General features: G+C 57.7%; 19 protein-coding genes and 1 riboswitch. Of the genes, 8 read left to right on the forward strand and 11 right to left on the reverse strand.

What is annotated here, in order from left to right; translation table 11 throughout:
* Window positions 1-121: 121 nt before the first annotated feature.
* The 8 genes from ABLU96_RS21890 to ABLU96_RS21925 form a co-directional block, all read right to left on the reverse strand.
* A complete protein-coding gene (locus ABLU96_RS21890) occupies window positions 122-1,654 on the reverse strand; it encodes a sensor domain-containing diguanylate cyclase (RefSeq protein WP_032747399.1) in 1,533 nt (510 codons plus the stop codon).
* 320 nt (window positions 1,655-1,974) lie between these two features.
* Window positions 1,975-3,108, reverse strand: a complete 1,134-nt coding sequence (gene thiH, locus ABLU96_RS21895; protein WP_049102669.1) for a 2-iminoacetate synthase ThiH — start codon at window positions 3,106-3,108, stop codon at window positions 1,975-1,977.
* Window positions 3,105-3,875, reverse strand: coding sequence for a thiazole synthase (gene thiG, locus ABLU96_RS21900; protein ID WP_025107535.1), 771 nt, complete (start codon window positions 3,873-3,875; stop codon window positions 3,105-3,107). The genes thiH and thiG overlap by 4 nt, the downstream gene beginning before the upstream one ends.
* Window position 3,876: 1 nt before the next feature.
* Complete coding sequence (thiS, locus tag ABLU96_RS21905) at window positions 3,877-4,077, reverse strand: sulfur carrier protein ThiS (RefSeq protein ID WP_025107534.1); 201 nt, start codon at window positions 4,075-4,077, stop codon at window positions 3,877-3,879.
* Window positions 4,061-4,816, reverse strand: coding sequence for a HesA/MoeB/ThiF family protein (locus tag ABLU96_RS21910; RefSeq protein ID WP_046878334.1), 756 nt, complete (start codon window positions 4,814-4,816; stop codon window positions 4,061-4,063). Before ABLU96_RS21910 ends, thiS begins: the two co-directional genes overlap by 17 nt.
* On the reverse strand, window positions 4,809-5,444 hold the full coding sequence (thiE, locus tag ABLU96_RS21915; protein WP_064406634.1) for a thiamine phosphate synthase: 636 nt from the start codon (window positions 5,442-5,444) through the stop codon (window positions 4,809-4,811). The genes ABLU96_RS21910 and thiE overlap by 8 nt, the downstream gene beginning before the upstream one ends.
* On the reverse strand, window positions 5,444-7,339 hold the full coding sequence (thiC, locus tag ABLU96_RS21920) for a phosphomethylpyrimidine synthase ThiC (RefSeq protein WP_064407365.1): 1,896 nt from the start codon (window positions 7,337-7,339) through the stop codon (window positions 5,444-5,446). Before thiC ends, thiE begins: the two co-directional genes overlap by 1 nt.
* 85 nt (window positions 7,340-7,424) lie before the next feature.
* Window positions 7,425-7,538, reverse strand: a riboswitch (TPP riboswitch).
* Window positions 7,539-7,592: 54 nt separating this feature from the next.
* Entirely contained in the window at window positions 7,593-8,090 is a 498-nt protein-coding gene (locus ABLU96_RS21925) for an Rsd/AlgQ family anti-sigma factor (RefSeq protein WP_014837106.1), read from the reverse strand.
* A 95-nt stretch (window positions 8,091-8,185) separates the two neighbouring features.
* Here ABLU96_RS21925 and nudC point away from each other — a divergent pair, with 95 nt between their 5' ends.
* From nudC to ABLU96_RS21955, 6 genes are all read left to right on the forward strand, one after another.
* Entirely contained in the window at window positions 8,186-8,959 is a 774-nt protein-coding gene (gene nudC, locus ABLU96_RS21930) for an NAD(+) diphosphatase (RefSeq protein ID WP_004097667.1), read from the forward strand.
* Between the two features lie 166 nt (window positions 8,960-9,125).
* Window positions 9,126-10,190 (forward strand): uroporphyrinogen decarboxylase, encoded by a 1,065-nt coding sequence (gene hemE, locus ABLU96_RS21935; RefSeq protein WP_014227501.1) that lies wholly within the window; start codon window positions 9,126-9,128, stop codon window positions 10,188-10,190.
* A gap of 9 nt (window positions 10,191-10,199) precedes the next feature.
* Window positions 10,200-10,871: a deoxyribonuclease V gene (gene nfi / locus ABLU96_RS21940; RefSeq protein ID WP_064378466.1), complete on the forward strand. Its 672-nt coding sequence runs from the start codon at window positions 10,200-10,202 to the stop codon at window positions 10,869-10,871.
* Window positions 10,872-10,913: 42 nt separating this feature from the next.
* Complete coding sequence (locus tag ABLU96_RS21945) at window positions 10,914-11,504, forward strand: YjaG family protein (protein WP_004097673.1); 591 nt, start codon at window positions 10,914-10,916, stop codon at window positions 11,502-11,504.
* 186 nt (window positions 11,505-11,690) lie between these two features.
* Window positions 11,691-11,963, forward strand: coding sequence for a nucleoid-associated protein HU-alpha (hupA, locus tag ABLU96_RS21950; protein ID WP_004097675.1), 273 nt, complete (start codon window positions 11,691-11,693; stop codon window positions 11,961-11,963).
* 12 nt (window positions 11,964-11,975) lie between these two features.
* The gene (locus tag ABLU96_RS21955) at window positions 11,976-12,668 is read left to right on the forward strand and encodes a DUF1481 domain-containing protein (protein WP_004097677.1); all 693 of its coding nucleotides are present in this window, start codon (window positions 11,976-11,978) and stop codon (window positions 12,666-12,668) included.
* A gap of 3 nt (window positions 12,669-12,671) precedes the next feature.
* On the opposite strand, the gene zraP is transcribed toward ABLU96_RS21955, so the two are convergent.
* Window positions 12,672-13,106 (reverse strand): zinc resistance sensor/chaperone ZraP, encoded by a 435-nt coding sequence (gene zraP / locus ABLU96_RS21960; protein WP_064406629.1) that lies wholly within the window; start codon window positions 13,104-13,106, stop codon window positions 12,672-12,674.
* Window positions 13,107-13,358: 252 nt separating this feature from the next.
* Between zraP and zraS the strand changes: the two genes are divergently transcribed.
* Window positions 13,359-14,747, forward strand: a complete 1,389-nt coding sequence (gene zraS, locus ABLU96_RS21965) for a two-component system sensor histidine kinase ZraS (protein ID WP_064406626.1) — start codon at window positions 13,359-13,361, stop codon at window positions 14,745-14,747.
* Complete coding sequence (gene zraR / locus ABLU96_RS21970) at window positions 14,744-16,078, forward strand: sigma-54-dependent response regulator transcription factor ZraR (RefSeq protein WP_032721071.1); 1,335 nt, start codon at window positions 14,744-14,746, stop codon at window positions 16,076-16,078. The genes zraS and zraR overlap by 4 nt, the downstream gene beginning before the upstream one ends.
* On the opposite strand, the gene purD is transcribed toward zraR, so the two are convergent.
* Both purD and purH read right to left on the reverse strand, forming a co-directional pair.
* Window positions 16,075-17,367 carry a phosphoribosylamine--glycine ligase gene (purD, locus tag ABLU96_RS21975; RefSeq protein ID WP_025107527.1) on the reverse strand — a complete coding sequence of 431 codons (1,293 nt, stop codon included), beginning with the start codon at window positions 17,365-17,367 and terminating at the stop codon, window positions 16,075-16,077. The two genes, zraR and purD, sit on opposite strands and share 4 nt — an antisense overlap.
* Before the next feature lie 15 nt (window positions 17,368-17,382).
* Window positions 17,383-18,972, reverse strand: a complete 1,590-nt coding sequence (gene purH / locus ABLU96_RS21980; protein ID WP_048263779.1) for a bifunctional phosphoribosylaminoimidazolecarboxamide formyltransferase/IMP cyclohydrolase — start codon at window positions 18,970-18,972, stop codon at window positions 17,383-17,385.
* Between the last annotated feature and the right edge of the window lie 436 nt (window positions 18,973-19,408).

The following is a 19,408-nucleotide window of genomic DNA, read 5'->3' on the forward strand; positions in this document are numbered from 1 at the left end:
GGCGGGACAACCGCTTTACGGTGATTGTGTGTAAGTCATCACAAAATAATGAAACCGGTTTCGGTTCTGGGGGAGAAAACGCTAAAAGCCGCGTCCGACAGGCCTGAAACGGTGGGCTCTGTTAAGCGCGGACGATGCGATTCTTGCCCTGCTGCTTGGCTTTGTACAGCGCTTCATCAACGCGTACGACAAGCTGCTCCAGGGGCTCCATATTCCATTCCCCCAGTCCCGCGCTGAAGGTGACCGTTAGCCCTTCTTCACGCCAGGAGCGCTGCGCAACGCGGGCCCGCCAGCTCTCCAGCAGCATCAGGGCGTCATCGCTATGTCCGGTGGTAAAGATCGCCGCAAACTCTTCGCCGCCGTAGCGGTAAAGCGAAATTTGCAGGGGCTGGAGGATTTGCAGCCCTTCCCGGGCGACATTGCGCAGCACGATATCGCCGTTGAGGTGACCCCAGGTGTCGTTTATCGTTTTAAAGTTATCAATATCCACCAGCGCAAGAGAAAAGGGCTGATGATCGTTCATCAGCGCGGCGATATCGCTGTCGAAGGCGCGTCGGTTCTTGCAGCCGGTTAGCGCGTCGATGGTCGCCTGGCGAACGTAGGTTAACTCGCGCTGCTTATTGCTCTCGATGGCTTTGCTGAGCATCGCTTCCAGCCGCGGGGCGCGCTTTACATCCCCGGTTTTGATGGCATTGATGATGTTCATCAACACCGTACGTGAAGCATGGCGCAGATACAGTCCAAACAGCACGATAACGATCGCGGCCAGGGCAAAGCTCCAGGCGACGATATCCGTTTCATGGCGCGTTAAGTTGACCAGCGTCGAGTTATCGACCCGATAAATAACAAACCAGTCGGGGTTGGTAAAGGAGTAGTAATAGTACCAGGTGTCCGTATTGGTATCGTAAAGCTGGCCTTCGCCGCTGGTCATTCTGTCCATCAAGGCTTCACTGACGTAGGGTTTAAATAAAGCGCCAGGGTCGGGATGGAGAACGACTTTACCATCGCGTTGCACCACAAAAAATTCCCCCTGGACCGGTGCAACCATCTGCCGTAACGCGTAGCCCATTGAGGTGAGATCGAGATGAAACGCGAGACTGCCCTTTAGCCGTCCCTCTGGAGAAATTATGGGTTTGTAGACGGTAATCGTCGGATGATGCGTGAAGTAGTCGTTGTACGGGCTGGTATACCGACTGAAGGTACTGGCTTCCGCTTGCTTAATAAACCACGGCCTTGTTTTGGCATCGAAGGACTGGCTGTCTTCCGTCTCCAGAACCTCGGGCGCGCGCAGATAGTGCCCATTGGTATCCGCCAGCGAGATGGACGAAACGGTCTGCATCATATTTTGCAACTGCATTAGCTGCATCAACCCTTTTTCCGGATTGACGTTAACCGCCTCATTCAGCGCATCGTTGCGGGCAAAGAAAGTGGCGGCGCGGGTGAGGATAAAGTCGTTGCCCTGCAGCAGCGTCTCAGTGTAGTTGGTCGCCATATTGTGGGTAAAATTGCGATTAATATGATGATAATCTTCGAGAAAATCATTCCTCTGCGTCGTCGTGGCAAACACCGCTATCAGCAAGAAGCTGAATAAAATACCCGCAAATCCGATGATAATCGGCGTGGTGAAAGAGAGCTTTCTATTATGACGAGCCATGAGTCGTAAATCGTTCCAGAAGCGTTAAACCGTGGGTGGAGACGCAGGTTTAGCCAGCATGCCTGCTGAGCGAATCAGATAAAACTCCGGTAATTATAACGCTGACGTTGTGATATGGACTGATTAATATTCGATATTGATGGAATTACCGTTGCCGCAAAGAGGCGGAAGCAGGGCGAAAAGGAGGAAGAGTGAATATTCGCCCTGGTCAGCGTCCGCTGCTGACAGGGGCAGAATAGAGAAACGGGAACAGGGCCACAATCTCCCGTTTCTCTTATTACGATCGTGCATGAAGAACGTTTAAGAAATTACATTCGTTATCATGACGATTGGGAGGCGCGTCCCAGCCAGCTGTCCCAATCCTTCCATACCGGCTGTAGACCACTGGCCACCAGCGCGCTGGCGACCTCTTCCGGGCGGCGGTCATCGTGAGGCGCGAACTGCTCCAGCTCCGGATGGTTATCGGCATACCCGCCGGGCTGGGTTTTCGAAAAGGCGCTGACGTTGTTGATGGCCAGCGGGATCACCCGATCGCGGAACCAGGGGGATTCGCGGGTGGAGAGCGAGAGTTCCACTTCCGGAGCCAGCAGGCGGAAGGCGCAAATAGTTTGCACCAGCTGCCGTTCATCCATTAATGAGGCGGGCTCGATACCTCCCGCGCAAGGCCGCAGACGTGGGAAGGAGATGGAGTAGCGGCTGCGCCAGTAATGCTGCTGGAGCCACAGCAGATGCTCCGCCACCATAAAGCAGTCCACCCGCCAGCTGTCGGAAAGGCCAATAAGTGCGCCAAGGCCAATTTTATCAATCCCCGCCTGCCCAAGCCTGTCCGGCGTATCCAGCCGCCAGAAGAAGTCCTGCTTTTTCCCTTTCAGATGGTGTTTCGCATACATGCTTTCATGATAGGTCTCCTGATAGACCATCACCCCGTCCAGACCGAGGGTTTTCAGCTCGGCATACTCTTCCATCGCCAGCGGCTGGACCTCCATATGCAGCGAGGCGAACTGGCGGCGAATCGCGGGCAGATGTTGACGAAAGTAGTCCATGCCGACCTTGCCCTGATGTTCGCCGGTCACCAGCAGCAGATGCTCAAAGCCCATTTCGCGGATCGCCGCGCATTCACGGGCTATTTCCGCCTCATCCAGAGTCTTGCGCTTGATGCGGTTACTCATTGAGAAACCGCAGTAGGTACAGTCGTTGGCGCAGAGATTAGAGAGATACAGCGGGACATAAAAGCTGACGGTATTACCAAAACGCTGGCGAGTCAGGCGCTGAGCGCGCTGGGCCAGAGGCTCCAGATAGCCAGCGGCGGCGGGGGAAAGCAGGGCCATCATATCGTCACGGCTGAGCTGTTTTGCCGCCAGGGCGCGTTCAACGTCGGCGGGGGTTTTCCCGTTGATTCGCAGGCGAATATCGTCCCAGTCCAGCTGCCGCCAACGGTCAGTGAAGGTGTTCATACCCGCGCCTCCAGAAAGCCGGTCAGCGGGCTGGTGGCCTGCGCCTGCGCGCTGCGCACGCCCGGGCCTGCCTGTCGGGCCAGCAAGCCGGCATCGATCGCTAAACGGAAGGCCCGCGCCATGGTTACCGGATCGTCGGCAACGGCGATGGCGGTATTCACCAGTACCGCGTCAGCGCCCATTTCCAGCGCCTGCGCCGCGTGGCTCGGCACGCCAATACCCGCGTCAACGACTACCGGCACCGTGGCCTGCGCGATAATAATCTCCAGCATCGCTTTAGTTTCCAGCCCCTGATTGGAGCCGATGGGCGCGCCGAGCGGCATCACCGCCGCGCAGCCCGCTTCTTCAAGGCGCTTGCACAGCACCGGGTCGGCGCCGCAGTAGGGCAGCACCACGAAGCCTTCCCGTACCAGAATCTCCGCCGCTTTCAGCGTTTCGATCGGATCGGGGAGCAGCCAGCGGGCGTCCGGATGAATTTCCAGCTTCAGCCAGTGGGTGCCCAGCGCCTCCCGCGCCAGGCGGGCGGCAAATACCGCCTCTTCCGCCGTTTTGGCGCCGGAGGTGTTGGGCAGCAGGCTAACGCCGGCCGCCAGCAGCGGCGCGAGGATCGCGTCATTATGCTGACGGAGATCGACGCGCTTCATCGCCAGCGTCACCAGCTGGCTGCCGGAGGCGCGAATGGCCTCCACCATGACGTCGGGGGCGGCGAATTTACCGGTGCCGGTGAAAAGATGTGACTCAAAGGTTTTATCCGCAATACGTAACATGTCAGCCTCCAGCGATAACCTGAAAAAGCAGGATTTGATCGCCTTCCTGTAAGAGATGATCTTCCCACCGTTCACGCGGCAGGATGCGTTGATTGAGCGCCAGCGCGACGCCCGGCTGCTGCTGTTCCAGCTGCGTGAGCAGATCGGCGACGGAGGTCGCTTCGGCGCACTGCAACGGTTCATCGTTAAACCATATCCGCATGCTGCCCTCCGCATACCGGACAGCCCTGAGCCCGCTGGAGCGCGAGAGTGCGCCAGCTGCTGGTTCGGGCATCGAACAGGCGCAGCGTGTTCCGCGGGGCCATCATGCCAGCGAGCAGCTTGATGGCCTCCAGCGCCTGTAGGGTACCCATCATGCCAACCACCGGACCGATAATGCCCGCCGTACGGCAGTTGCGCTCAGGCTCGTTAGCGTCCGGCCACAGACAGCGATAGCAGCCCTGCTCCCACGGCGGCGTCAGTACCATCAGCTGCCCCCCAAGCCCGACGGCGCTGGCGGTAATCAGCGGCGTTTTAAGCGCGACGCAGGCGGCGTTGATCGCCTGACGAGTCGCCATGTTATCGGTGCAATCCAGTACCACATCGGCCTTCGCCACTTCATCCTGCAGGGCCTTTCCGCCTAACCGCTGCTTCAGCGCAATCAGTTCAATCTGCGGATTTAACTGAGCCAGCCGGGCCCTGGCGGCCGTGGTTTTAGGCTGAGCGATATCCTCGCTGGTGAACAAAATTTGTCGCTGCAGGTTACTGACGTGCACGTCGTCGTCATCGACCAGCACCAGCGTGCCGACGCCAGCGCCGGCAAGATAGAGCGCGGCGGGAGAGCCCAGCCCGCCGAGACCCACGATCAACACCCGGCTGGCCAGCAGCATTTGCTGGCCTTCAATGGCGATATCCTCCAGCAGCAGCTGGCGGCTATAGCGCATAAAATCGCTGTCATTCATCACCGGCTCCCGCTATCTCGAGCAGCCGGGCCGTTGCCTGTCGCCAGTCGGCCGCCTGAGTAATGGCGCTGACCACCGCAACGCTGCCGACGCCGGTCGCCAGTACCGCCGGGGCGCGCTCAAGGCTGATGCCGCCAATCGCCACGGTTGGATAAACCCCGAGTCGCTGAATATGCTGCGCCAGCTGATCCAGCCCCTGAGGGGCGGAAGGCATCTGCTTGGTTTGCGTTGGAAAAACGTGCCCAAGCGCGATGTAAGAGGGACGCGCCGCCAGCGCGATATCAATTTCCATATCATCATGCGTCGAAACGCCAAGGCGCAGCCCGGCGTTGCGGATGGCGCTGAGGTCGGTGGTTTCCAGATCTTCCTGGCCTAAATGCACCCCGTAGGCCTGATGTTTGATGGCCAGACGCCAGTAATCATTAATAAACAGCCGCGCATCATATTTGCGCCCCAGGGCGATCGCGGCAACCACATCGTCTTCGACTTCGCTATCGCGTTTATCCTTGATACGCAGCTGGATAGTGCGAACGCCCGCATCCAGCAGGCGTTCGATCCACGCGACGCTATCGACGACTGGATAAAGCCCCAGGCGGAAAGGGACGGATGGAAAATCGGGTTGATACATCAGGCTTCCTCCTTACGTAGATAGATTTCACCGCCGCGGGCGCGAAAGTTATCCGACATATCGGCCATCCCCACTTCGATGGTCTGCGCGGCGGCGTAGTCGCGAACTTCCTGGCTTATCTTCATTGAGCAGAATTTAGGGCCGCACATGGAGCAGAAGTGGGCCACTTTGCCTGACTCCTGCGGCAGGGTTTCGTCGTGGTAAGCGCGCGCGGTGAACGGGTCGAGCGCCAGATTAAACTGATCTTCCCAGCGGAACTCGAAGCGCGCTTTCGACATGGCGTTATCGCGGATCTGCGCGCCGGGGTGGCCTTTGGCGAGATCGGCGGCGTGGGCGGCAATTTTGTAGGTAATCAGGCCCTGCTTAACGTCTTCTTTATTCGGCAGGCCGAGGTGCTCTTTTGGCGTCACGTAGCAGAGCATCGCGCAGCCGAACCAGCCGATCATGGCGGCGCCAATTCCCGAGGTGAAATGGTCATAGCCCGGCGCGATATCGGTGGTTAGCGGCCCTAAGGTGTAGAACGGCGCTTCGTGGCAGTGCTCCAGCTCTTCGGTCATATTGCGCTGAATCATCTGCATCGGCACGTGGCCCGGGCCTTCGATCATCACCTGTACGTCATACTCCCAGGCGATTTTGGTCAGTTCGCCCAGGGTGTGCAGTTCGGCGAACTGCGCTTCGTCGTTGGCATCCTGAATCGAGCCGGGACGCAGGCCGTCGCCCAATGACAGCGAGACGTCATAGGCGGCGCAGATTTCGCAGATTTCGCGGAAATGCTGGTAGAGGAAATTCTCTTTGTGATGGGACAGGCACCATTTCGCCATGATTGAGCCGCCGCGGGAGACGATGCCGGTCAGGCGCCTGGCGGTCATCGGCACGTAGCACAGCAGCACGCCCGCATGGATGGTGAAGTAGTCCACCCCCTGTTCCGCCTGCTCGAGCAGCGTATCGCGGAAGGCTTCCCAGGTGAGATCTTCGGCGATCCCGTTGACCTTCTCCAGAGCCTGGTAGATCGGCACCGTACCGATCGGTACCGGACTATTGCGCAGGATCCACTCGCGGGTCTCGTGAATATAGCGGCCGGTGGAGAGGTCCATGACCGTATCCGCTCCCCAGCGCGTCGCCCACACCAGCTTCTCGACCTCTTCTTCAATCGACGAGGTGACCGCCGAGTTGCCGATATTGGCGTTAACCTTCACGAGGAAGTTGCGGCCAATAATCATCGGTTCGGATTCCGGATGATTAATATTGGCCGGGATAATCGCGCGCCCGGCGGCGACTTCAGCCCGCACAAACTCCGGGGTGATATTCTCCGGCAGCCGCGCGCCAAACCCAACGCCCGGATGCTGCTGGCGCAGCACTTCGCCACGAATACGCTCGCGGCCCATATTCTCACGAATGGCGATGAACTCCATTTCCGGGGTGACAATCCCCTGACGGGCGTAGTGCAGCTGCGTCACGCATTTCCCGACGATGGCGCGCCTGGGCGTGAGCAGGCCGGTAAAGCGCAGTTCGTTGAGGCCATCATCCGCCAGCCGCTCTCTGGTATAGGCCGAGCTGCGATCGCTGAGTGCTTCGCAGTCGCGGCGCGCATCAATCCACGGCTGACGCAGTTTTGCCAGACCCTGCTGAACGTTAATCGCGACGTGCGGATCGCCATAGGGGCCGGAGGTGTCATAGACCGGAATAGCTTCGTTCGCTTCGTACTGAGGATTATCTTTGCTGCCGCCAATAAGCGTCGGGCTCAGCTGAATTTCGCGCATCGGTACGCGAATATCTTCCTGCGAACCGGGGATATAGATGCGCTGCGAATTGGGAAATGCGGTACCTTCCAGGGTGTCGATAAAGCGCTGGGCGCGTTCGCGTTGCTCTCGACGCGTGAGTTTGGTTGTAGACATAGCTCATTCCAGTTAAACAGGATATGGCTTGCCAGACGACGGATGGAGTAACAGATGCGATCGGCCCTGAAGAGGCAGATGCTAAACGCAGTTTACTCTTGTTCCCTTCGCAGGTATTAGCCTGATCAGGTTCCGCGGATCCCGAATTAACGGTCTCAGCCTTTTCCAGTGTGGAAAATGGGCACTCCGACAAGATGACATCCCCTCTCCGTGAGGGGGAATGTATGTAAACTACGCGTTAATGGCTCACAACTCAAGCGGTCGGCGCGATATTGTCGCTGACGTTGTCTTTGCGGCTGTGGGCGACGGCGAGGGCGATCAGGTTATCTTCCAGCGCAAAGCGCGCTTCCAGCGCTTCGCCGATGTCCGACAGCGCCTGCTGGAACTCAAGGTAGTTATCGTGATCGATGGCGTTTTCGAGGCAGGAGTCGTAATAATCCATGATCTGCTGGGTATTGGCCTGCAGCTGTGGATAAATCTTAGTGGCGGCTAAAAGTGGCGTATCGCCTTCCAATTCGCCGATAAAGCGTTCATAAATATTAAAATGGCCGGAGGAGAGGTAGTCCACCAGGCTTTGACAAAAATCATCCAGCGCTTTCTCATTAAGCCGCATAAATGATTCTTTGCCGGGCTTCAGGCCAACCAGGTTGTAGTAAGCCACAAGCAAATGCTTACGTACTTGTAGCCAGCGATCGACCAGTTTATTGCTGCCTCCAACACGTTCCGTCAGGTTTTCCAGCTGGTTTAACATGGTTGACTCCGCAAGGTTTTAAGAGAAATACGTTGCTCACCAAAATGTAAATTTAATGTTAAAAGTGCCAGTAAAATAAAGGTAGTGCAATAGATATGGATCGTATTATTGAAAAATTAGATCGCGGCTGGTGGATCGTCAGCCACGAACAGAAATTATGGTTGCCCGACGGAGAATTGCCCTACGGCGAAGCGGTAAATTTTAATCTTGCGGGGCAGCCCGCGCTGCGAATCGGAGAATGGCAGGGCGATCCGGTGTGGCTGGTCCGCCAGGATCGCCGGCATGAGATGGGATCGCTGCGTCAGGTGCTCGATCAGGATGCTGGCCTTTTTCAACTGGCGGGACGCGGGATCCAGTTGGCGGAATTCTACCGCTCACACAAATTCTGCGGCTACTGCGGCCATCCTATGCACCCCAGCAAAACCGAGTGGGCAATGCTGTGCAGCCACTGCCGCGAACGCTACTACCCGCAAATCGCCCCGTGCATTATCGTCGCCATCCGTCGGGATGATTCTATCCTGCTGGCGCAGCATACTCGCCATCGTAACGGCGTGCATACGGTGCTGGCCGGGTTTGTCGAAGTCGGCGAAACCCTGGAGCAGACCGTTGCCCGCGAGGTGATGGAGGAGAGCGGCATTAAGGTGAAAAACCTGCGCTACGTGACCTCTCAGCCCTGGCCGTTCCCACAATCGCTGATGACCGCGTTTATGGCCGAGTACGATAGCGGCGAGATTGTCATCGACAAGAAAGAGCTGCTGGAGGCGGGATGGTATCGCTATGACAATCTGCCGCTTTTGCCACCGCCGGGCACCGTGGCGCGCCGTCTGATTGAAGATACCGTGGCGATGTGTCGGGCAGAGTATGAGTGACATGTTACATATACTTTATCCTTCAAATTGCCTCTTTGTTGGCTGCTTTCACTTACCCCAGTCACTTACTTGAGTAAGCTCCTGGGGTTCATTCAATTGCCGCCTCGATCCACTTTGAATGATTTTGTGTATAAACTTGGCGCATCAACGCTAAAGGAATGTAAAAATGACCGAACTGAAGAACGATCGCTACCTGCGCGCGCTGCTACGCCAGCCGGTTGATGTCACCCCGGTATGGATGATGCGTCAGGCGGGCCGCTATTTACCGGAATATAAGGCCACCCGCGCCGAGGCGGGCGATTTTATGTCGCTGTGTAAAAACGCCGAGCTTGCCTGTGAAGTGACGCTGCAGCCGCTGCGCCGCTATAAGCTGGATGCGGCTATCCTCTTCTCGGACATTCTCACCATCCCGGATGCGATGGGGCTGGGGCTCTATTTCGAAGCCGGGGAGGGCCCGCGTTTTACCTCACCCATTACCGGCAAAGCGGATGTCGATAAATTACCCGTCCCCGACCCGGAAGATGAGCTTGGCTACGTGATGAACGCCGTGCGCACCATCCGCCGTGAGCTGAAGGGAGAAGTGCCGCTGATTGGCTTTTCCGGCAGCCCGTGGACGCTGGCGACCTACATGGTGGAAGGCGGCAGCAGCAAAGCGTTTACGGTGATCAAAAAGATGATGTACGCCGAGCCGCAGGCCCTGCATGCGCTGCTCGATAAGCTGGCGAAAAGCGTCACGCTGTATCTGAATGCGCAAATCAAAGCGGGCGCGCAGTCGGTGATGATCTTTGATACCTGGGGCGGGGTGCTGACCGGCCGCGATTATCAGCAGTTCTCGCTCTATTACATGCATAAAATCGTTGATGGGCTGCTGCGTGAGAACGATGGCCGCCGCGTGCCGGTGACGCTGTTTACCAAAGGCGGCGGGCAGTGGCTGGAAGCGATGGCGGAAACCGGCTGCGATGCGCTGGGGCTCGACTGGACGACCGATATCGCCGATGCGCGGCGTCGCGTCGGCCATAAAGTCGCCCTGCAGGGCAATATGGATCCCTCGATGCTCTATGCCCCTCCGGCGCGCATCGAAGAAGAGGTGGCGACCATTCTCGCCGGGTTTGGCCAGGGCGAAGGCCATGTCTTTAACCTTGGGCACGGCATTCATCAGGACGTCGACCCGGAACATGCGGGCGTATTTGTGGAGGCAGTGCACCGGTTGTCGGCGCCATACCACCGTTAAGGAGTGAATATGGATTTGTCATCGCTACGCACCAAGCAGCTCAGCCTGGCGGCATCGGTTGAACGAGGCGATCGGCTGGACCAGGATCCGCCGACGCTGATCGGCGGAGCGGATGTTGGATTTGAGCAAGAGGGAGAGGTGACCCGGGCGGCGATGGTGCTGCTGAGCTATCCGTCCCTGGAGCTGGTGGAGTATCAGGTCGCGCGCGTCGCGACCACGATGCCCTATATCCCCGGCTTCCTCTCCTTTCGCGAAACCCCCGCGCTGCTGGCGGCCTGGGAGCAGCTTTCGCAGAAGCCAAATCTCTTATTTGTTGATGGCCACGGTATTTCCCACCCGCGCCGCCTCGGCGTCGCCAGCCATTTTGGTCTGCTGGTGGATGTGCCGACCATCGGCGTGGCGAAAAAACGGCTGTGCGGTAAGTTCGAGCCGCTGGGCGATGAGCCCGGCGCGCTGGCGCCGTTGTTAGATAAAGGCGAGCAGCTGGCGTGGGTTTTGCGCAGTAAAACGCGCTGTAATCCCCTGTTTGTGAGTACCGGGCACCGCGTGGGCCTGGATAGCGCGCTGATGTGGGTGGAGCGCTGCCTGAAAGGCTACCGCCTGCCTGAACCGACGCGCTGGGCTGATGCCGTGGCGTCCCGGCGTCCGGCGTTTGTGCGTTGGCAAGCAAATCACGACTGATTCAGGTACACTGCGGCTAATTTCTGACTTCGAGATTTCATCATGTTACAAAACCCGATTCATCTGCGTCTGGAGAAGCTGGAAAGCTGGCAGCACGTGACCTTTATGGCCTGCCTGTGCGAGCGGATGTACCCCAACTACGCCATGTTCTGTCAGCAAACTGAGTTCGCCGATGGCCAGCTTTATCGCCGTATTCTCGATCTGATCTGGGAAACGCTGACGGTAAAAGATGCGAAGGTGAATTTCGACAGCCAACTGGAAAAGCTGGAAGAGGCGATTCCGGCCGCTGATGATTACGACCTGTACGGCGTCTATCCGGCCATTGATGCCTGCGTGGCCTTGAGTGAGCTGATTCATTCGCGGCTGAGCGGCGAAACGCTCGAACATGCTATTGAAGTCAGCAAGAGCTCGATCACCACCGTTGCGATGCTGGAAATGACCCAGGCTGGTCGCGAAATGACCGACGAAGAGCTCAAGGAAAACCCGGCAGTCGAACAAGAATGGGATATTCAGTGGGAAATTTTCCGTCTTCTGGCCGACTGCGAAGAACGCGATATTGAACTGATCAAAGGGCTGCGTGCAGACCTTCGCGAGGCCGGCGAGAGCAATATTGGTATAAATTTTCAGCAATGAGACCAGAAAACGTGATTTACCGCCTGAATTGTAGCGTCTGAAGGCTTCCATTCCGCCCCCCGTCTGGTCTACATTTGGGGGGCGAAAAAACGTGGCTATCGGTGCGTGTATGCAGGAGAGTGCTTTTCAGGCATTTCCGTCGCACTCGATGCTTAGCAAGCGATAAACACATTGTAAGGATAACTTATGAACAAGACTCAACTGATTGATGTAATTGCGGACAAAGCTGACCTGTCCAAAGCACAGGCGAAAGCTGCCCTGGAATCTACCCTGGCTGCAATTACCGAGTCTCTGAAAGAAGGTGATGCTGTTCAACTGGTTGGTTTCGGTACCTTCAAAGTGAACCACCGCGCTGAGCGTACTGGCCGCAACCCGCAGACCGGTAATGAAATCAAAATCGCCGCAGCAAACGTACCGGCATTTGTTTCTGGTAAAGCTCTGAAAGACGCAGTTAAGTAAGACCGCGTGGCAGTGTACAGTTTTATCGAAGGGGCTTGTCGGCCCCTTTTGTCTACCTGGCGCCGCACGCTGGCGCTGGTAGGCGTATTGCTGCTCACTGCCTGCAGCCATGATTCCTCTCTCCCGCCGTTTACCGCCAGCGGATATGCGGATAACCAGGGGGCGATGCGTATCTGGCGCAAAGATTCTAACGGCGAGGTCCATCTCCTTGCCGCCTTCAGTCCATGGCGTCATGGTAATACTTCGACCAGCGAGTACCGCTGGCAGGATGGCCAGCTCGCGCTGATTGAACTCAACGTCTACGGTAAACCGCCGGAACATATTCGCGCCCGGTTTGATGCGCAGGGCGAACTCAGCTTTATGCAGCGTGAAATCGATGGGCAGAAGCAGCAGCTTTCCAGCGATCAGGTCGCGCTATACCGCTATCGCGCTGAGCAAATACGCCAGACCAGCGACGCTCTGCGTCAGGGACGCGTTATGCTGCGCCAGGGGAGGTGGCATGCCAACAGGACGGTGACCACCTGTGAAGGTCAGACCGTGAAGCCTGACCTCGATACGCAGGCGCTGGCGCATATTGAGCGACGTCAGAATCACTCATCCATTGAGGTCAGCGTGGCGTGGCTGGAAGCGCCTGAAGGCTCTCAGCTGCTGCTGGTGGCAAACGAAGATTTCTGCACCTGGCAGCCGACCGAAAAAAGCTTCTGAGCCTTACCAGTGGCTCATCCCCATATGACCGCGGCCTCCGCCGCAGCTCCCTGGTCCCATACCCACACCGCGAGAAATACCCGCCTGCGCTAACGCGAGATCGAACTTCACCCGCTGCTGGGCCAGCTGTTGACCGAGAACCTCCATCTCCTGGGCAATGGATTCGACTTTCGCGCTGTCAGGCTTATCCGCGGTTAACAGCGCATGGTATTCGTAGCGTTTTGATTGAAGCTGCTGACGCAAAACGCGGGTTTGTTCATAGAAATCGTTATGCAGCTTCTGAGCAGTGGCCTGCTGATCGGTGGTGAGCTGGCTGTAGCCCTGGGGGCCCATTCCGCTGCCGTTATTCCAGTGGTGCCTTGCCCAGGCTGAACTGCTGCCGAAAGTCAGCGCGGCGAGGGCAATCAGCGTCAGCGTCATTTTTTTGTTCCGTTTCATAGTTTATTCTCCTGGCTTATGGTTTCTCAATGATTTGCATCTTCTGTGCCAGAATGGAAAGGCCGCAGGATATCGGGCATTGAGCGCCTTCCAGCCAGACGAGAGCGAGTAAAAATGACTCGCGTTCAAGGAGGCTGCGGGTCATTTTTACTCGATCGCCTTCCCGGTTTGCGCCTGAGAAGCGGTTAGACGGGACGGAAAAATGGCATGATTTCTGCTGAGCGATACGGTGTCTGAGGAAAGGGAGTTGTCATGAACGCGATGTGGTTGTCTAAGGATTCCGTCGCCGTCTGGCTGAGCTGGTTGTTAACCGGCCTTATCTTGCTGCTGGTATGCCTGTTCTCTGCGTTAATCGTGCGTGATTATGGCCGTGAAAATGAAGCCGCGCGCCAGACTATCCAGGAAAAGGGCAGCGTGCTGATTCGCGCCCTTGAGTCCGGCGCCCGGGTGGGCATGGGAATGCGTATGCATCATTCCCAACTGCAGGCGTTGCTGGAGGAGATGGCCTGGCAGCCTGGCGTGCTGTGGTTCGCTGTGACGGATGAGAGCGGTAAAATCATTGCCCATAGCGACCCGCGGCGGGTTGGTGAGTCGCTCTATCCTGCCAGCACTCTGCGTGAGCTGAATATTGGGAGCGAGGAGCGCTGGCGCCGGCTCGAAAAACCGGAACCGGCGCTGGAGATTTATCGTCAATTTCGCCCGCTTAACGGCGGCGGGCATCATATGCGCATGATGATGCGTCGCGAAGCTGCCGGGCTGCGTACCCAGGCTCCCCAGGTTATTTTTATTGCTTTTGATACCCGCGAGCTGGATGCCGACCATGCCCGTAGCCTGCGTAATATGGTTATCATGCTCTGCGCGGCGGGCGTAGTGATGGCGGCAACGTTGCTGGCGCAGTTCTGGTTCCGCCGCTATCAACGTTCGCGCAAGCAGCTGCAGGAGGCGACGGCGCGTAAAGAAAAGCTGGTGGCGCTTGGTCATCTGGCCGCGGGCGTTGCCCATGAGATCCGCAACCCGCTGTCATCTATAAAAGGGCTGGCAAAGTATTTTGCCGAGCGAACCCCAGCCGATGGCGAAGCGCATCAGTTGGCCCAGGTGATGGCGAAGGAAGCCGATCGCCTGAACAGGGTCGTCAGCGAGCTGCTGGAACTGGTGCGTCCGGCGCATTTAACGTATCAATCGGTTGATTTGAATGACGTGATTACGCACTCGCTTCAGCTGATTAGCCAGGATGCCGCCAGCCGGGCGATAACGCTCGCGTTCACCGCGCAGCCCGCGCTATGCCGCATTCAGGCCGATCCGGATCGTTTGAAACAGGTGCTGCTGAACCTTTATCTCAATGCAGTCCATGCTATTGGCCGCGATGGCGTGATTACGGTGGCGGTGAGGGAATGCGGCGACGGGCGAGTAAAGGTGAGCGTTGCGGACAGCGGCAAGGGGATGACGGCGGAACAGCTACAGGCCATTTTTACCCCGTACTTCACGACCAAGGCCGACGGCACCGGGCTGGGCCTGGCGGTGGTGCAGAACATTGTCGAGCAGCACGGCGGAACGATTCACGCCGAGAGCGCCCCCGGCGAAGGCGCGCTATTTACTCTCTATTTGCCGGTCAACGGGCAACAAAAGGATGAACAAGGATGAGTGGCGAGCAGATCGATATTCTGGTGGTGGACGATGACATCAGCCACTGCACTATCTTACAGGCGCTGTTGCGGGGCTGGGGATACCGGGTTGCGCTGGCCTACAACGGTGTACAGGCGCTGGAACAGGTGCGTCAGACGGTGTTTGATCTGGTGCTTTGCGATATCCGCATGGCCGAGATGGACGGCATCGAAACGCTGAAAGAGATCAAAACCTGGAATCCGTCGATTCCGGTATTGATCATGACCGCGTACTCCAGCGTCGATACCGCAGTGGAGGCGCTGAAATCCGGTGCGCTGGACTACCTTATCAAGCCGCTGGACTTTGACAAGCTGCAGCAGACGCTGTCTGAGGCGTTGGCCCATACGCGGCTGAGCGAGTCACCCGTCGCGGGTAGCCCCCCCGCGGCCCAGTTTGGCATGGTGGGCGATAGCCCGGCGATGCGGGCGCTGCTGAATAATATTGCCCTGGTTGCCCCCTCCGATGCGACGGTATTAATTCACGGCGAGTCGGGCACCGGGAAAGAGCTGGTCGCGCGGGCGCTGCACGCCAGCAGCGCCCGCAGCCGCAGGCCGCTGGTGATCCTCAACTGTGCCGCGCTCAACGAGTCGTTGCTGGAGTCGGAGCTGTTTGGTCACGAGAAAGGCGCCTTTACCGGCGCGGACAAACGGCGAGAAGGGCGTTTTGTTGAAGCGGACGGCGGTACGCTCTTTCTCGATGAGATTGGCGATATTTCACCGCTGATGCAGGTGCGCCTGCTGCGGGCGATTCAGGAGCGTGAAGTGCAGCGCGTGGGCAGCAATCAGACCCTTTCGGTCGATGTACGGCTAATTGCCGCCACCCACCGGGATTTAGCTGAAGAGGTCAGCGCCGGACGTTTTCGTCAGGATCTCTACTATCGCCTGAACGTCGTGACTATCGATATGCCGCCGCTGCGTCAGCGCAAGGAGGATATCCCTCAGCTGGCGCGCTATTTCCTGCAGCGTTATGCCGAGCGTAACCGCAAAGCGGTGCAGGGGTTTACGCCGCAGGCGATGGACTTACTGATTCACTACGCATGGCCGGGGAATATTCGCGAACTGGAAAATGCGGTAGAGCGGGCGGTGGTCCTGCTGACCGGAGAGTATATCTCGGAACGCGAGCTGCCGCTGGCGATTGCCGGTACGTCGGTTTCGGACGCGCCGCACGGCGAGGATATTATTCAGCCGCTGGTGGAAGTCGAGAAAGAAGCGATCCTGGTGGCGCTCGAAAAAACGGGCGGCAACAAAACTGAAGCCGCCCGTCAGCTGGGCATTACGCGCAAAACGCTGCTGGCAAAGCTCAGCCGTTAGCTGTTTTGCTCACGCTCAATAGCGCGCCAGCCGATGTCGTTACGGCTAAAGCTGCCGTCCCAGCGGATATCGCTCATCAGGGCGTAAGCGCGCTTTTGCGCTTCAGCGACGGTGTGACCCAGCGCGGTAGCGCAGAGCACCCGGCCGCCGCTGGTCAGCACGCGATCGTCATCAGCGAGTCTGGTACCGGCGTGGAAGACCTTGCCGTCAGCCGCTTCTTCCAGAGGCAGGCCGTGGATCTCATCACCGGTGCTGTAGTTGCCCGGATAGCCACCGGCGGCGATCACCACGCCCAGCGAGGCGCGTTCGTCCCACTCGGAGGTTTTCTCATTCAGCTTGCCGTCGCAGGCGGCGAGGCACAGATCTACCAGATCCGATTTCATGCGCAGCATGATCGGCTGGGTTTCCGGATCGCCAAAGCGGCAGTTGAACTCGATAACCTTCGGGTTTCCCTGTTTATCGATCATCAGGCCCGCATAGAGGAAACCGGTGTAGGTGTTCCCTTCCGCTGCCATACCTTTTACGGTTGGCCAGATAATGCGTTCCATGGTGCGCTGGTGAACCTCATCGGTTACCACCGGCGCCGGTGAGTAAGCGCCCATACCGCCCGTGTTCGGGCCGGTATCGCCATTGCCCACGCGTTTATGATCCTGGCTGGTGGCCATCGGCAGGACGTGCTCGCCGTCGACCATCACAATAAAGCTCGCCTCTTCGCCGTCGAGGAACTCTTCAATGACGATGCGGTGTCCGGCGTCGCCAAAGGCGTTACCTGCCAGCATGTCGTGAACGGCGGCTTCCGCTTCTTCCTGCGTCATGGCGACAATCACGCCCTTGCCGGCGGCCAGGCCGTCGGCCTTGATGACGATCGGCGCGCCTTTCTCACGCAGGTACGCCAGCGCGGGCTCGACTTCGGTGAAGTTCTGGTATTCCGCCGTCGGGATGTTATGACGCGCGAGGAAATCTTTGGTAAAGGCTTTGGAGCCTTCAAGCTGCGCCGCGCCTTCCGTTGGGCCGAAGATTTTCAGCCCTGCGGCACGGAACGCATCGACAACGCCAATTACCAGCGGCGCTTCCGGGCCAACGATGGTCAGGTCAATCTTCTCGCTCTGCGCAAAGCTCAGCAGCGCCGGAATATCGGTGACGCCGATAGCCACGTTCTGCAGCGCCGGTTCCAGCGCGGTGCCCGCGTTACCCGGGGCGACAAAAACGGTATCAACCTGCGGTGACTGTGCGGCCTTCCAGGCCAGCGCGTGTTCGCGTCCGCCGTTGCCAATAACTAATACTTTCATCGTCTGCTCCGTGAATTAATGGCGGAAGTGGCGCATGTCGGTGAAGATCATCGCGATGCCGTGCTCATCGGCGGCGGCAATCACCTCTTCGTCGCGAATAGAACCACCGGGCTGAATGACGCAGCTCACGCCAACGGCAGCAGCGGCATCAATACCGTCGCGGAACGGGAAGAAAGCGTCGGACGCCATAGCCGAACCTTTCACTTCCAGACCTTCATCACCGGCTTTAATCCCGGCGATTTTGGCGGAGTAAACGCGGCTCATCTGGCCTGCGCCTATCCCGATGGTCATATTCTCTTTGGCGTACACAATGGCGTTGGATTTAACGAATTTCGCCACTTTCCAGCAGAACAGCGCATCGCGCAGTTCCTGCTCGGTCGGCTGGCGTTTGGAAACCACGCGCAGTTCGCCTTCCGTAACCATACCCAGATCGCGATCCTGAACCAGCAGGCCGCCGTTAACGCGTTTGAAGTCCAGACCAGGTACGCGCTGCGTCCACTGACCGCAGGTCAGGACGCGGACATTCTGTTTCGCGGCAGTGATCTTCAGGGCTTCTTCCGTCGCAGACGGTGCGATGATCACTTCAACAAACTGGCGGGAGATGATCGCCTGCGCGGTTTCGGCATCCAGTTCGCGGTTAAACGCGATAATGCCGCCGAAGGCAGAGGTCGGGTCAGTTTTGTACGCGCGGTCGTAGGCGTCCAGAATAGAGGTACTTACCGCTACGCCACATGGGTTGGCGTGCTTCACAATAACGCAGGCCGGCTCGCTGAATTCTTTGACGCATTCCAGCGCGGCATCGGTGTCAGCGATGTTGTTATAGGAGAGCGCTTTACCCTGAACCTGCTGTGCAGTGGCGACAGAGGCTTCTTTGACTTCTTCTTCTATATAGAAGGCCGCCTGCTGGTGGCTGTTTTCACCATAGCGCATATCCTGCTTCTTAATGAAGTTCAGATTCAGGGTGCGCGGGAAGCGACCCGCGGCTTCTTTGCTCTCGCCGTGATAGGCCGGAACCATGCTGCCGAAGTAGTTGGCAATCATGCTGTCGTAGGCGGCGGTGTGTTCGAATGCCTTAATGGCGAGGTCGAAGCGGGTGTCGAGGGTCAGGGAGCCTTCGTTGGCATCCATCTCTTTAATAATGGCATCGTAGTCGCTGCTCTTCACCACGATGGCGACGTCTTTATGGTTCTTCGCCGCTGAGCGAACCATGGTTGGGCCGCCGATATCAATGTTTTCTACCGCATCTTCCAGCGAGCAGACCTCGCGGGCAACGGTTTGAGCAAACGGATACAGGTTAACCACCACCATATCAATAGGCGCGATACCGTGTTGTTCCATAATACCGTCATCCTGGCCGCGGCGACCGAGAATACCGCCGTGAACTTTCGGATGCAGGGTCTTCACGCGTCCGTCCATCATTTCCGGGAAACCGGTGTAGTCAGAGACTTCGGTAACCGGCAGACCTTTCTCAGCCAGCAGGCGTGCGGTACCACCCGTAGACAGTAGCTCGACACCACGAGCGGAAAGCGCCTGCGCGAATTCGACGATACCGGCCTTGTCAGAAACACTGAGCAGGGCGCGGCGGACTGGACGACGTTGTTGCATGGTATTAAATCCCCAGGATTTGAATATTACAGAGAGCGTTAGGTGAATTTTTGTCTAAAAACTCACCTAACGCACCCAACCGGGCATCCTTGTTATAGCGCGGCATTGTAACGAAAACGTTTGCGCAACGCTCGCGAATTTTTATCTTTCTCTTTTTAGCCCAGGATCGCGCCCTATAGAGAGAAGAGAGCGGGCCTTTATAAGAGGGTATCGGCCGCCACCTGTGGATAATTCTGTGCGTAACAGGGTATAAAGCGGGGTTTTGCTGGGGAATGCAGCAGTCAGTCATTTTTCTGCAATTTTACTATTGCGGATGCTCGGGAACTCCCTATAATGCGCCTCCATCGACACGGCAGATGTGAATCACTTCACAAACAACCCGGTCGGTTGAAGAGAAAAAATCCTGAAATAACGGGTTGACTCTGAAAGAGGAAAG

The sequence above is a fragment of the Klebsiella sp. CN_Kp106 genome (assembly GCF_040064575.1).
GTDB lineage: Bacteria > Pseudomonadota > Gammaproteobacteria > Enterobacterales > Enterobacteriaceae > Klebsiella > Klebsiella michiganensis.